12 protein-coding genes are annotated in these 14,059 nt (G+C 41.2%); 3 read left to right on the forward strand and 9 right to left on the reverse strand.

The window, feature by feature from the left end; translation table 11 throughout:
• Nucleotides 1-94 precede the first annotated feature (94 nt).
• Nucleotides 95-1,282 carry a phosphoglycerate kinase gene (locus tag ALE3EI_RS04625; RefSeq protein ID WP_186991321.1) on the reverse strand — a complete coding sequence of 396 codons (1,188 nt, stop codon included), beginning with the start codon at nucleotides 1,280-1,282 and terminating at the stop codon, nucleotides 95-97.
• Between the two features lie 74 nt (nucleotides 1,283-1,356).
• On the opposite strand from ALE3EI_RS04625, the gene ALE3EI_RS04630 reads away from it, so the two are divergent.
• The gene (locus tag ALE3EI_RS04630; protein WP_186991324.1) at nucleotides 1,357-2,511 is read left to right on the forward strand and encodes a DNA polymerase III subunit; all 1,155 of its coding nucleotides are present in this window, start codon (nucleotides 1,357-1,359) and stop codon (nucleotides 2,509-2,511) included.
• Nucleotides 2,512-2,655: 144 nt separating this feature from the next.
• Here ALE3EI_RS04630 and ALE3EI_RS04635 read toward each other — a convergent pair whose 3' ends face one another.
• The 4 genes from ALE3EI_RS04635 to ALE3EI_RS04650 all read right to left on the reverse strand — a co-directional run bounded on the left by ALE3EI_RS04635 (nucleotide 2,656) and on the right by ALE3EI_RS04650 (nucleotide 9,368).
• Nucleotides 2,656-3,504: a class I SAM-dependent methyltransferase gene (locus ALE3EI_RS04635; protein WP_233280002.1), complete on the reverse strand. Its 849-nt coding sequence runs from the start codon at nucleotides 3,502-3,504 to the stop codon at nucleotides 2,656-2,658.
• Nucleotides 3,505-3,539: 35 nt separating this feature from the next.
• Complete coding sequence (gene mnmG / locus ALE3EI_RS04640; RefSeq protein WP_186992303.1) at nucleotides 3,540-5,411, reverse strand: tRNA uridine-5-carboxymethylaminomethyl(34) synthesis enzyme MnmG; 1,872 nt, start codon at nucleotides 5,409-5,411, stop codon at nucleotides 3,540-3,542.
• Nucleotides 5,412-5,524: 113 nt separating this feature from the next.
• Nucleotides 5,525-5,941, reverse strand: a complete 417-nt coding sequence (gene ybeY / locus ALE3EI_RS04645) for an rRNA maturation RNase YbeY (protein WP_186991327.1) — start codon at nucleotides 5,939-5,941, stop codon at nucleotides 5,525-5,527.
• The gene (locus ALE3EI_RS04650) at nucleotides 5,934-9,368 is read right to left on the reverse strand and encodes a DUF4175 family protein (RefSeq protein ID WP_186991330.1); all 3,435 of its coding nucleotides are present in this window, start codon (nucleotides 9,366-9,368) and stop codon (nucleotides 5,934-5,936) included. Before ALE3EI_RS04650 ends, ybeY begins: the two co-directional genes overlap by 8 nt.
• 229 nt (nucleotides 9,369-9,597) lie before the next feature.
• On the opposite strand from ALE3EI_RS04650, the gene gltX reads away from it, so the two are divergent.
• Entirely contained in the window at nucleotides 9,598-11,109 is a 1,512-nt protein-coding gene (gltX, locus tag ALE3EI_RS04655; protein ID WP_186991333.1) for a glutamate--tRNA ligase, read from the forward strand.
• Here the strand turns inward: gltX and ALE3EI_RS04660 are convergent.
• Entirely contained in the window at nucleotides 11,106-11,768 is a 663-nt protein-coding gene (locus tag ALE3EI_RS04660) for a PorT family protein (RefSeq protein ID WP_186991335.1), read from the reverse strand. The genes gltX and ALE3EI_RS04660 overlap by 4 nt on opposite strands.
• A gap of 78 nt (nucleotides 11,769-11,846) precedes the next feature.
• On the opposite strand from ALE3EI_RS04660, the gene ALE3EI_RS04665 reads away from it, so the two are divergent.
• The gene (locus ALE3EI_RS04665; protein WP_186991338.1) at nucleotides 11,847-12,833 is read left to right on the forward strand and encodes an SPFH domain-containing protein; all 987 of its coding nucleotides are present in this window, start codon (nucleotides 11,847-11,849) and stop codon (nucleotides 12,831-12,833) included.
• 51 nt (nucleotides 12,834-12,884) lie between these two features.
• On the opposite strand, the gene ALE3EI_RS04670 is transcribed toward ALE3EI_RS04665, so the two are convergent.
• The 3 genes from ALE3EI_RS04670 to ALE3EI_RS04680 are packed head-to-tail and all read right to left on the reverse strand — an operon-like array spanning nucleotide 12,885 to nucleotide 13,928.
• Nucleotides 12,885-13,127, reverse strand: coding sequence for a DUF6327 family protein (locus ALE3EI_RS04670; RefSeq protein ID WP_186991341.1), 243 nt, complete (start codon nucleotides 13,125-13,127; stop codon nucleotides 12,885-12,887).
• Nucleotides 13,124-13,549, reverse strand: a complete 426-nt coding sequence (locus ALE3EI_RS04675; protein ID WP_186991344.1) for a hypothetical protein — start codon at nucleotides 13,547-13,549, stop codon at nucleotides 13,124-13,126. Before ALE3EI_RS04675 ends, ALE3EI_RS04670 begins: the two co-directional genes overlap by 4 nt.
• Before the next feature lies 1 nt (nucleotide 13,550).
• On the reverse strand, nucleotides 13,551-13,928 hold the full coding sequence (locus ALE3EI_RS04680; RefSeq protein WP_186991346.1) for a YtxH domain-containing protein: 378 nt from the start codon (nucleotides 13,926-13,928) through the stop codon (nucleotides 13,551-13,553).
• Between the last annotated feature and the right edge of the window lie 131 nt (nucleotides 13,929-14,059).

Below are 14,059 nucleotides of genomic sequence, written 5' to 3' on the forward strand. Positions count from 1 at the left end.
ACGTAGGAATTGGGGTTTAAATATCGCAAAAATTAGCCAATTGTGAGAATATGGTCTATTTTTAACAGTATACGCCCTAATTTCTATATAATTTTTAATCTAAAATAGCCTTAATCCCGGGAAGCGATTTACCCTCAAGCATTTCTAACATTGCGCCGCCACCTGTGGAAACGTAGCTTACCTTTTCGGTAAACCCAAACTTCTTTACCGCGGCCACTGAATCACCTCCTCCAACGAGTGAAAAAGCTCCGTTTTTAGTAGCTTCTGCAATGGCATTACCCAATTCGATAGTTCCTTCAGCAAACTTGTCCAGTTCAAAGACACCAACCGGCCCATTCCATAAGATCGTCTTCGATTCGAGTATAACCCGCTTAAACAGCTCATTGGTTTTAGGCCCTACATCTAGTCCCATCCAACCTTCTGGGATGTTATCCACCGGATCGGTCTCGGTATTTGCAAATTCGGAAAAGCTATCGGCTATAACGGCATCCACCGGTAAATGAAGCTGTACTTTTTTTGATTTTGCCGTTTTCATGATCTCCAATGCAAGACTCTTTTTATCCTCTTCCACTAAGGAGCTTCCAATGTTTCCACCCTGCGCTTTTATAAACGTAAAGGCCATTCCGCCTCCAATAATTAGATGATCTACCTTGTCCAGAATATTTTCAATTATGGTGATCTTTGACGATACTTTAGCGCCACCAATTATCGCTGTTACCGGCTTTGTGCTGTCGTTAAGCACTTTACTCACGTTTTCAATTTCAGAAGCGAGCAGTAGTCCGAAGCACTTCCTTTTGTCAAAATATTTTGCGATGATCGCGGTAGAAGCATGAGCCCGATGTGCAGTTCCGAAGGCATCATTTACATAAATATCCCCCAATTGTGCCAATTCTTTAGCAAATTTGGTATCTCCTTCGGTCTCTTCTTCGTAATAGCGTAAATTTTCCAACAATAGAATTTCACCCGGCTTTAAATTTGAGGCGGCCTCTACTACAGATTTTCCTCTGCAGTCTTCAACGAATTTCACCGTCACTCCAAGCACCTCACTGGCCGTACTCACAATGTGTTGTAACGAAAATTCACTTTCCCTATTTTTGGGCCTGCCTAAATGCGACATTAATATACAGCTTCCACCATCTTCCAGAATTTTAATTATGGTGGGCTTTGCCGCTTCAATTCTTGTTGCATCGGTCACTTCCCGATCATCATTGAGGGGAACGTTAAAATCTACACGTATTAGTGCTTTTTTATTGTTAAAATTAAAGTCATTTACTGTTTTCATAGGAGGATTTTATGCTGCAAATATAAGGCAAATCACTCAGCTATTTTGGAAGTAAAATTTACGTAGTTTTGTACATGGATTTTTCTGATATCATCGGGCAACAACACATCAAGTCACACCTCCTAAAAACCATTGAAAACGGCCGTATTCCTCATGCGCAATTGTTTGTAGGAAATAACGGAAGCGGTATACTGGCATCAGCTTTGGCGTATGCCAAGTCCCTACTTTGCCAACAGCATGCTTCAGGCAGTCCCGAACACCAACTTTGTGCGCACAAAGTAGACAGAATAGCACATCCCGATCTGCATTTCGTGTATCCAGTAACGACCAATGATACTGTAAAAAAACACGCTGTATCCGATTCATTTTCAGAAGAATGGCGCTCTTTTATTCTGAAAAAGCCCTATGGATCACTATTCGATTGGTTTCAGACGTTGGGAATTGAAAATAAACAAGGAAATATAAGTGTTAGGGAGGCGGAAGAAATTGCCAGAAAACTTACACTGAAATCCTATGAAGGCGGGTATAAGGTTCTCATCATCTGGATGGCGGAAAAGATGAATACCGAATGTTCAAATAAAATACTGAAGGTATTAGAAGAACCCCCCGAAAAAACGGTCTTGCTATTGCTCACGGAAGATGAAGAACAAATTCTAACGACCATCACATCGCGTTGCCAGAAATTGAGATTTCCTTTACTTCCGGAGGACGAGATCTCAAAAACCCTAATCAACAAGCAGCTCACGACTGAAAATAAGGCTCGTAAGGTCGCAAAACAGGCTGCCGGGGATTATAATAAAGCACTACATATATTAAACGAAGACGGTGATGATCTCTTGTTTGAAAAATGGTTTGTAAGTTGGGTGAGAACAGCCTTTAAAGCAAAGGGTAACAAATCGGCCATCAACGAGCTGTTGCGATGGAGTGATTCTCTAGCAGGGGAAGGAAGAGAAACCCAGAAAAAGTTTTTGGGTTATTGTATGGAGATGTTTCGTCAGGGTTTACTTCGGAATTACGGAACAGATACCTCCATGCACTTTGAAACTGAAAGCGGTCAATTCTCTTTAGATAAATTTGCGCCATTTGTACACCAGAATAATATTTATGATATTATTTCGGCTTTGGAGGATGCCTCCTATCATATTGAACGAAATGGAAATGCCAAGATAATTTTTACGGATCTCTCCATTCAATTAACCCGGCTTATCCACCGCAAAGAACTTGTATAAATTTTTCTTATTTGTATTGTGTTCTGAATAAACTCCCTTTATTAAAAACGAGGCTTATTTTAGCCTCTCTGAGGCGCTTTTAGCTCCCCGCCCACACTTCATAATAAAGGCTTAGAAAAAGTTCTTAAATACGCTTTATTTAGCTTATTCTGACTTTTTAAAGCAATAAATCAGAGAAGAGTACTCCTTTGTCCTCCAGGCTGCGATGTTTGACCATATTCCGATGAAAAAAGCCCTAATAGAAAATGAATTACCCGTTTTGTATTTTTCTGAAAGCAAACTCACGTAAAACGAATCGAAGATCATTGGTTTTTTTTTAAGCAATCGCAGCATTGGCCGAAATAAGGTCTCCATGGACTTTCTCGAAAAATGCCAGAGGTGTCTGGGAACGTCATAAGCAGCCCAAAATTCTTTATAATACTTCGCATCGAAAGATTTGTAGTTTGGGACGGCCACAACTAAAAGTCCGTTTGGCAAGAGCATATGTTCCAGTTGCTGTGTGGTTTTTTCCAGATCCGGAATATGTTCTAAGACATGCCACAATGTGATTACGTCGTACTTGCGACTTTGCACATCTGTTATGCTTTTTCCTAACTCTAATCCCTTTTCGACAGCGCTATTTCTGGCCTTGTCATTGGGTTCTACTCCAAATGTCTTCCACCCCTGCTTCATTGCCAAAGCGAGAAATGCCCCTGTTCCTGCGCCTATATCCAACAAAGTGCCTTGGCTTTCAGAATAACGATTTATAAGCCGAAGCTTTTTCTTAAGTGATCGTTTTTTAACGAGGCCGTATAAAAAAGGTATCATTCCCTTCTTATTATCGGTATGTGAAATATAGGCATCGCTTTCATAGTATTTGGGTAAATCTCCCGTATCCGGTTTTGGTGAGGTGACCAGCATTTCGGTTTCAGGAATTTCCAAAAGATCAAAGGATTCTCCTGTAACAAGAAAATCCTTTGTTGTAAGCTTACTATTTCTTTGGTGTAAATTCAATTTAAAAAATCATTGTTCCACGTGAAACATTGTTACTAACGTCCCATATACACTAATAGTACCGAAATGTCATTAGGAGAAACGCCGCTTATTCTCGAGGCCTGTGAGACCGTCGCAGGTTGAATGGCAGATAACTTTTCCTTGGCTTCAAACGATAAGGATTTTAAGCGGGAATAATCGAAATTAACCGGGATCTTTATTCCTTCCAAACGATTCAGTTTATCTGCATTGTTCTTTTCCTTTTCAATATATCCGGCGTATTTCACCTGAATCTCTGCCTGTGTCAATACTTCATGGTCGATATTATTAACCTGAATAAATTCTTCCACAGCACTCAGCTTTCTCATGTCGTCCATGCCTATCTCCGGACGAGAAAAAACCTTGAACATCTTATCACTTTGCTTTACCGAAGCCGAATTATTTGATTCCAGAATAGGATTAATCTCCTCGGGTTGAACACTGGTTTCCTTAAAGAAATTCACAAATTTTTGAGCGCTTTCTTTCTTTTCCTCCATCTTTTTTAGCCGTTCGTCACTTGCCAAACCAATGGCATGCGATCTTGGTGTTAAACGAAAATCGGCATTATCTTGCCGAAGCAGCGTTCGGTATTCGGCACGGGAGGTAAACATTCTATAAGGCTCTTCTGTTCCCTTTGTAATTAGATCATCTATAAGCACTCCAATATAGGCTTCATTGCGTTGAAGAATAAAAGGGTCTTGCTCCTTAACCTTTAAATGTGCATTAATCCCGGCCATCAAGCCTTGTGAAGCAGCTTCTTCATAACCGGTGGTACCGTTTATCTGGCCCGCAAAGAATAAGCCTGAAACCAATTTGGTTTCCAGAGTATGCTTTAACTGTGTTGGAGGAAAATAATCATATTCTATAGCGTATCCGGGCCTAAAAAACTTTACATTTTCAAATCCCTCCACTTGCTTCAAGGCTTTAAACTGAACTTCCTCCGGAAGTGATGTAGAAAACCCATTGATGTAATACTCTACCGTATTCCATCCTTCAGGTTCAACAAAGAGCTGATGGCGGTCTTTATCGGCAAAGCGATTGATCTTATCTTCTATTGAGGGACAATATCTTGGCCCAATACTTTGTATTGCTCCGTTAAACATGGGAGAACGATCAAACCCTTCTTTCAGCATTTCATGAACCAACGGACTCGTATAGCTCATATGACAATCACGCTGTTGTGTGAGCGGTTTCGTACTATCAGAATAAGAAAACTTTTCAGGATGCTCATCACCGGGCTGCACGACCATTTTTGAAAAATCTAAAGATCTTCCATCTACTCTGGGTGGTGTTCCGGTTTTCATCCTTCCCGAATCAAAACCAAGATCAACTAGATCCTTAGTAATTCCGGTAGCAGCCTTTTCACCGGCTCTACCACCACCAAACTGTTTCTCTCCTATATGGATCAATCCATTCAAAAAGGTACCATTGGTAAGAACGACTGTTTTACCTTTAATTTCGAGTCCGAGGGAAGTTTTTACTCCCACGATCCGATCTCCTTCTACCATAATTCCGGCTACCATTTCCTGATAGAAATAGAGATTCTTAGTTTGCTCGAGCATCAATCGCCATTCTTCCGAAAAACGCATTCGATCACTCTGAACCCTTGGGCTCCACATAGCCGGCCCTTTGGATTTATTCAGCATCTTAAACTGAATCGCAGTCTTGTCTGAAATTATTCCGCTGTACCCTCCTAGGGCATCAATTTCACGGACGATCTGCCCTTTAGCAATCCCCCCCATGGCGGGATTACAGGACATCTGACCGATATTCTGAAGATTCATGGTGATAAGCAAGGTGCTTGACCCCATATTCGCCGCGGCGGCGGCGGCTTCAGATCCGGCATGACCTGCTCCAACAACGATTACATCATATTCCTTTTCAAACATAATTCTAGGTAATGTTCCACGTGGAACAAACATTTAGTTTTTAGGGCTGCAAATATACAGTAAATAACTTAAAATCAGCAACTTACAAAGTTAAAATATTGATAATCAAGGGTCTAAAGAAATCTACGCTGTGCAAGTGCCCGTTCTTCCATCTGTCTCATTTCAATTTCTTCAGCTTCAGTCTTATCCTGATAACCGCAAAAATGAAGTATGCCGTGGATCATGACGCGATGTAATTCAGAAATAAAATCGGTTTTAAAATGATGCGCATTCTCTCTCACGCGATCAACAGAGATATAGATCTCCCCGTTAACCTGATTCCCAAGTCTGTTGTCAAAACTAAGTATGTCGGTATACGTATCGTGATCTAAAAAATCCACGTTCAATTTGTGAAGATATTCATCATCGCAAAATACATAGATCAGTTCTCCAGGCTCCAATTCTTCAGATCTAATCACCTCTAAGATCCACGAAGCCACCTCGTCCTTTTGCTCGAGCGAGAAATCTGTTTCAGAATAAAATTCAATCATTCTTTGTCTTGAAATAGGTCTGAACCTTTTCTTTATAGTTCTGGCGCAAAGGTAGTGCCTCCCGGTTCAATATTTCGGTAGTATTGAAATATTTCTTTACATCCTCCGGGGAGAGCCGGAGTTTATTCTCATAACGCGAACGATTGGTTCTGGATTCTCTTCTGGTTTCCTGACCCTGTTCAAAATCGGCTTCCTCAAGTTTCAATAACTCATACTTCAAATTAAGCATTTGTTCTAATGTCCGCTCATTAAAGCCCTTGTCGAGCAACTGCTGTTCTATATTCTCCATCTTGCGTAAAAGATCACCGCCCTTCCCATCGAGGCCTTCTTTGCTCAGCTTATCCTGCAACTGCTGCCGAAGCATTTGTTGCTGCTTGTAGATCTCATAGAGTTCGCCATTCATTTCTTCCGAACCCCCTTGACCGTTCTCACCTTCTTTGCCTTCTTTACCATCACCTTGACCGTCACCACCATTTTCTCCATTGCGACCATTTCCATTTCCGTCACCTTGTCCATCACCATTACCATCACCTTCTCCCTGGCCTTCCCCTTCACCCTGACCGTCTTTACCTTCTCCTTTACCCTCTTTGCCTTTTCCCATGCCCTCCTTCATCTTTTCTGAAAGACTTTCCTGTTGTTTTATAATGTCGGGTAGCTGAAAGCCCTTTCCTTCACCCTGACCTTCTCCTTCTCCCTTACCCTGACCTTTGCCGGACCCTTGTCCGGACATTTGCATCTGGTTTTGCATACTGTTCAACAGATCGCTGAGTAAAATCGCTAACTCATTGGCTCCCGTAACGGTGTATTGCTGATTGGCAATACCCTGACGCATTTGATTTTCGGCCAGACGCTCGAGCGATTTATTCAAATTAAACTCAACGTCGGTTAAGGATTCGTTGATCATATTGCTTATCATAGGTTGACGCAAGGAAAGCGCAAACAGGCTGTCATCTATATGCTGAAAGTTTAATTTCAGATCATTTTGAATATTTAGTTTCTTTCCAAAAACAGGATTCCCATACTCTATTCGCTTAAAATCTTCCATTAAGGCTTCCTGTTCGAACGAAAACACAACCAGATTATCTAGGATCTGCCGTAACATTGCGACATCCTCCTGAATGGTTTCCATTTGCCCGGACATCATTTGAGCCTGCATCTTTTCTCCCATTTGCTTCATCTTTTGACCTGCTTTCTTCTGATTCTCCTTTGCGCCGGATTTGTTCTCCTTTTCCAACTTATCGGTTGCCTTTTCCTGCTCTTCGTCTATTTGTTTTTCATCAGATTTATCCTGCGGAATATCCATGGGGTCTTTTAATCCCTCATTTTCCTTCTGAAGCTCGTTCATTTCCTTTTTGTAATCCTCAAACTTCTCATTGAGCTCTTCCTGCTTTTCCTTAGTGTTTTCCTGATCCTTCTTTTCTGAAAGTTTCTCCTGTTCGTCACCAAGTTTATATAGTTCTTCGGCTAACTTTTCGGCCTTCTTAGCCACATAATAGCGTTTGGTAAGTTCTAACAACTGCTCGAGATTCTTTTCCTGATTCTTATTCTGTTTTGCAAGTTTTTCCAGCTTTTCAGTCAGATCCTCTTTTTGGATCTTTTCCTGAAGCTTTTCGAGCTCTTCCAATAATTTTTCGTTTTCCTCCAGGCGCTCCTCATTCTCGTCCAGGCGCTTTTCCAGTTGTTCCTTAAAAGGATCGTTTTCCTCGTTCTCCGGCTGGAATTCTTCTAATTGTTCCTTCAGCTCCTTCGAAAAGTTCTTCATCATTTCTTCCTGCTGCTTCTGTCGCTTAATAAAGTCTTCGAGCTTCTTTTTATCATTCCAGTTAAGTTCCTTTTTTTCCTTCTGAATTTTAGAGAGCTCCTCTAGCTTCTTTTCCTGATCTTTAAGATTCTCGAGCGATTTATCCAACCCTTTTATGCTGTTTTCCTGATTCTGTAGTTGCTCCTTTTCCAATTCATCCTTGGTGAGCTTTCTGAAAAAATAAACCCCACTCTTACTGGATTTGAAACGATGAATAGCATCATTATCGAAAACTTCAAAATAATACTCATAGGCCGTTCCATCCTGTAGTTGAAGTTCTCCGGGGAAGGTATACACAAACTGATCGAAGTTGGTTTTGCTCAGCGGAAGAGGTACTGTGTTTTTATTCGCTTCATCACCTTCCGGGTAATACACCAGACGCAGTTTTGTAAGTCCGTAGTCATCACTAACTCTACCCAGAAAATATACCAACTGACTGTCGGTACTGTCCTGTTTTGATTGAACGGAGATCTCGGGATATTCGTCTTTAATCACGCCCAAGGTAAAAGAGAGATTTTCGTAGTCCCTCAACTTTTCATTGGAAGTTGTGATCGCATAGTCCAGCTTGCTGTATATGCCTTTTTTAAAGTTGAATTTCTGATCTTTTTCAGAAAAAAAATAAGCGGTGTCGCTGGTCTTAAGATGCACTGTTTTAGTATTCTTTGTAGCCACTTTCCAGGTTATCTGTGTTCCTTCGGGAACTGTGGCATTTCCAGTACTTTTTAAAACTTCATCCCGCTTACCTGTATAGGAAGGATAATTTAATTCCATCTCGAATCCCAGTAACGAAGGGGTTTCCAGCACGTCCAAATGATATTCTCTACTGGTTACCTTATTGGCTTTTAGCTGAAAATCAATTGCTCTTGAAGGCTGCAAAAATGTATATTCAAAAAGTCCGGGAGCGCTTTGCTGCAAGTAGTAGGTTTCACCGTTGTATTGGATGGAGGCATTCTCTGGAACGACAGCACCTTCAGTTCGTACTTTTAGTGTGTAATTCTTGTTCTCTATAGCGGTGAGGTCGTCGTTTAATACTATAAATGAAAAAGGAGCGGGTGGTTCGTAGGCGGTGTCGTAATTTACAACCCGCTCGTAGCTGCTGGAGAATATATCTCTATCGCCAAGTACACTTATCAGCACAAAGATCACAACCGGGATAGCCGCATATTTGAGATACTTCGCATTTTTCTTGAAGTTAACTGCGGTTTGGAAAGGAACAGGCTGCATTTCTGAAGCTTTTTGATCGATGCTGGCCGCAAGCAATTCAGATTCCCGCTGATTCTGATTTAGCTGTATAACATTAAGCAATTTATCATTCACTTGTGGAAAGTGATTCCCTATAATACGCGATGCTTCTTCATGGGTAATCCCACTTTGCAGTTTAAATAGCTTTGCTAACGGAAAGGCAATAAAACGGACGAAAAGCCCCATTTCAACGGCCACTACAAGCCAGAACAATACGGTTCGTCCGGTAGGACTAAGCCATAAAAAGTATTCGATAAGAAGCGTTGTCAAAAAATAAAGCACCCCAATAGCAAAGAATAAAATACTCCCTTTGATCAACTCATTGGTGTAGTATTTTCTAATAAACTGTTCCAGCTTTTGCTGAATAATGCTAAATGTGCTCATTGGGCAACTTTGTAATAAACAAACTTCTAAAATACGATTTTATTTCCTTAACCGTAAGGGAATTGTTACCTAACAAAAATCACTCCATAATTGAATCGACCCTTTTAAACCGATAAGGATAAAAGAACAAAGCGTTTTCGTATCTTAATCTGTGTTCCCGAGATAATTTTCTGCTTGATATGCCCACATAGAATTGTACCTTTGTGCTTTCATCATAAAGAGAAAATCTATGTCTCAAAAAGTGCGGGTCCGGTTTGCACCCAGCCCTACAGGACCATTACATATTGGCGGTGTTCGAACGGCTTTATTCAATTATCTGTTTGCTAAAAAGAACGGAGGAGATTTTGTGCTTCGTATTGAAGATACAGATCAGACCCGTTATGTGAAAGGCGCCGAAGAATACATTTCCGAATCCCTTAACTGGCTCAACATTCCTTACGACGAAGGCCCGGGGAAGGAAAAGGGCTACGGACCATACCGACAAAGCGAGCGCAAAGAGCTATATAAAGAATACGCCGATACCCTTATTGCCAACGGAAATGCCTACTACGCCTTCGATACTTCAGAAGAACTGGACGCACACCGGAAAGACCATGAGGAAAACGGCAAAACATTTATCTACAACTGGCACAACCGCAATAAATTAAAGAACTCTCTTTCGCTTTCCGAAACGGAAGTCAAGCAAAGGCTGGAGAGCGGAGCTGATTATGTGATACGCTTTAAGACCCCTGAAAATGAAACCTTGCAATTACAGGATATCATTCGCGGGGATATACTCATAGATACTTCTGTTTTGGATGATAAGGTGCTTTTTAAAAGTGACGGCATGCCTACTTATCATCTGGCGAATATTGTGGATGATCATCTAATGGAGATCACTCATGTGATCCGAGGGGAAGAATGGCTGCCTTCGCTTCCGCTTCATGTTCTTTTGTATCGTGCTTTTGAATGGAAAGCACCCGAGTTTGCGCACCTCCCTCTCATCATGAAGCCGGTTGGGAAAGGAAAACTCAGTAAACGCGATGGTGATAAGATGGGCTTTCCGGTTTTTCCGTTAAAATGGAAAACTGCTGAAGGCGATATTTATTCAGGATACAGAGAAGACGGATATTTGCCGGAAGCCGTTGTGAACATGTTGGCGCTCCTGGGTTGGAATCCCGGAACAGAGCAGGAGATCTTCGATTTGGCCGATCTTACACAACAGTTCGACCTGGATCGTGTAAACAAATCGGGAGCACGCTTCGACCCGGAAAAAGCAAAGTGGTTTCAGCATCATTATCTTCAGCAACAAAGTGATGTGGATATCGCTGCTAAATTTTCGTTATTCTTAAAGGACAAAGGAATTGAGCCGGGACCTCATCTGGTTCCAATAGTTTCTAGTTTAAAGGAAAGAGCAACTTTTGTTGAAGATCTGTGGGAGCAGGGAAGCTTCTTTTTTGAGCGCCCCAATTCCTATGATGAAAAGGCTTCAAAAAAAGCGTTTAAGGAGGATACACCACAGCTTTTACAAGAGGTGATTCGATTAATGAGTAGTACAGATGAATTTACCTCCCCTGTGCTTTCAGATAAAATTAAGGGATGGATAACCGCTCAGGACATCGGATTCGGAAAGGTCATGATGCCCTTAAGACTCTCTTTGGTAGGTGAAATGAAAGGTCCCGATGTATTTGAGATCGCGGCGCTTCTAGGCAAGGAAGAAACCGTAAAAAGACTCGAAAATGCTATAGCCTCAATGAACTAAAAATAGATCACAGCGGCAAGGGTGATGGTGGAGCTCTTTCCGTCGAAATCTGAATATTCCAGTTCCTTGTCGTTCAGGTTTTTCAGCATATTGGTAAGTCCGTATTGGTAGCTAGCACTAAGTCTGAAGTTCTCCAAACCTGCCGTAATTCCGCCCATAACCCTAAAGTTTATTTTGGAAATATCCTCGATATCCCCTGCTCGAAGCGTTGTGTAACCATCGACAATATAATTCTCAAATTGGTCGCTATCCAGCTTTAGTTTGCCGTTAACATTTAAAATAGGGCCAAATTCGATGCTTAGATGATGTTTTACTATGTTGTAACTGCCCAGAAAATTGAGCTGTGCAGCCTGAATGGTATAACCCATAAACGTAGCGTCGCCAAGGCCTCCCGGTCTTTTCCCTTGAATACTCACTTTGGAATTGTAAAAGCTAATTCCATAGATAAGATCGAAACCATTTCGAAATGCACCTCTGGTAGTAAAGCCTCCCATAAAGCCCTCACCCTGCTGGGTGATAAAGTCGGAAGTATTGATGTCGAACAGCACCAGCCCTCCCTGAATACCCAGGTGATTGTATTCTTCAAAGTTGCGTTGTGAATAGGTTTGTTGAAATAATAGTATAGAAAAAGTAACGAATAACAGCTTTTTAAGACTCATAGTGAGGTTGCAATTTAGGGCGTAAAAGTAGCTTTAATTTTGTATCTTCAAATTCTTTATCAACTAAAATTATACGCAATGGGTGGTTTTCTCTTTTTAATTCCGGTATTTATTATCGGGTTCTTTATTTTACTCTCCGGAATTTTCACCGTAAGGCAGCAAACTTCTGCCATCGTAGAACGCTTCGGAAAGTTTTTAAGTATACGTTCTTCAGGATTACATTTTAAAATTCCGGTATTCGACAGGATAGCCGGACGTATCAATCTGAAGATCCAACAGTTAGATGTCCTTGTAGAAACAAAGACCAAAGACGATGTTTTCGTGAGGCTGAAAATATCAGTACAATTTCAGGTTATAAAAGAAAAAGTCTACGATGCGTTTTACAAGCTTGAAAATCCGCATGACCAGATCACCTCCTATGTATTTGACGTGGTGCGAGCCGAAGTTCCTAAAATGAAACTGGATGATGTGTTCGAGCGTAAGGACGATATCGCTATCGCCGTAAAAACCGAATTGAACGAAGCGATGATCAACTACGGTTATGATATCATTAAAACACTCGTTACCGATATCGATCCCGATGTGCAGGTAAAGGCGGCAATGAACCGTATTAATGCTGCCGAACGCGAAAAAGTAGCGGCCGAATATGAGGCCGAAGCCGAGCGGATTAAGATCGTTGCAAAAGCACGTGCTGAGGCCGAAAGCAAACGATTACAAGGACAGGGTATTGCCGATCAGCGTCGTGAAATTGCACGCGGACTCGAAGAAAGCGTTGATGTACTCAACAATGTGGGAATCAATTCTCAGGAAGCGTCTGCCTTGATCGTTGTAACACAACATTATGACACCCTCCAATCCATTGGGGAAGAGACAAATACCAACTTAATTCTATTGCCAAATTCACCTCAGGCCGGAAGCAATATGCTCAACGATATGATCGCCTCCTTTGTGGCAAGTAATCAGATAGGGGAGCAAATGAAGAAGGAAAATGAAGCCAAGGGAATAGGAAAGACTAAAACCAAACGGCGTCCACCTCCAAACAGGGAAGATGATGTCGCTTATTAAAATTAAAAAGCCCCGCTGTTTGCGGGGCTTTTTAATCTTTCAATTTCAATTTTATCGTTTACCGATCTTACTTGCCAGATAACTCACTCCAAGGCCCAGCAACGGACTCAATACTTTAAACACTACGGCTCCGGTTGCAGCGCCACCTATTAATCCTGTCACCAAATTTGAGGGGGACAGACTTTCCTTTGTTTCGTTAAAATTGATCTTTAACTCCTCCTTGTCGATTTGAGACTGTAAGTGCAGCCATTTCAAATCTCTGTCTATTTCTTCAAAAGAAGTGTATCTTTTCATGATTGCTGGTTTAGGTTCTCTTCAGATTCATTTATTAAATTCTGTTCTACCTTCTCTTTTGGGGAAAGATCGTCATCGTCTGCAAGGAGTTCTGAAAAACGGTATAACAGACTTTTTACGATAACATCCTTGGCAAATAGCAAGATGATTATAAAAACGATCATGTAAATTCCACCAACAATAAAGAATCCCGCGGCGTAATTTTCCATAGCCCCTCCAATGACCAATGCCAGCCCAACCGACAAAAAAGCAAGCACAAAAAGTCCTGCACCGCTTAAAAGAAGCATATTAACTAATGAAGTTGCGAGCTTCATTGAAGATTTAAACAAGCGGAGTTTATAATACTCCGCCGTGTTTGTTAAATATTCTTCCGCTTTTTTTCCGGTGGTTTCAAGGTTGTCTGCAAGTGACTTAAAAGCCATATTACGCTGTTGCTTTCTTAGCTGTGGTCTTCGCTTTAGCTACTGTAGTGTCTTTTTGAAGTTTTGCATTCTGACGACGCAATGCTTCTAATTTATCTTCCATAGCTAACAATATATCGTCTGCCTTATAGCTTGCAGAGGAAAGCGTGTCTTCAAGTTTTTCATTAAAGCTCAAACGCGCCTTCTGAGCCTTTTCACTTAAAGTACTCTGCGTATCTTTTATCTGTTTCTGTAATTTTTTCTGCGCCTTTTTAGTTTCTTTACTAATCTTACTTCGTGTCTTAGATCCTTTGTCGGGAGCATAAAGAATTCCCAAGCCCGCTCCAATAGCGGCTCCGGTAAGTAAGGCTAAAAGCGTCTGTCCTGTATTTGATGCCATGATAATGTTATTTTTATTAGTTAATATTCAATTGTCAATCAAAGATACATTCAATGCTTCCGCGCCGCTGTTAATAACCGGTTAATAGTTGATTTGCAAACAATAAAGTATTCTTAAAATGGTAGATTTTC

It is taken from the genome of Constantimarinum furrinae (genome assembly GCF_014295415.1).
Taxonomy (GTDB): Bacteria; Bacteroidota; Bacteroidia; order Flavobacteriales; family Flavobacteriaceae; genus Constantimarinum; species Constantimarinum furrinae.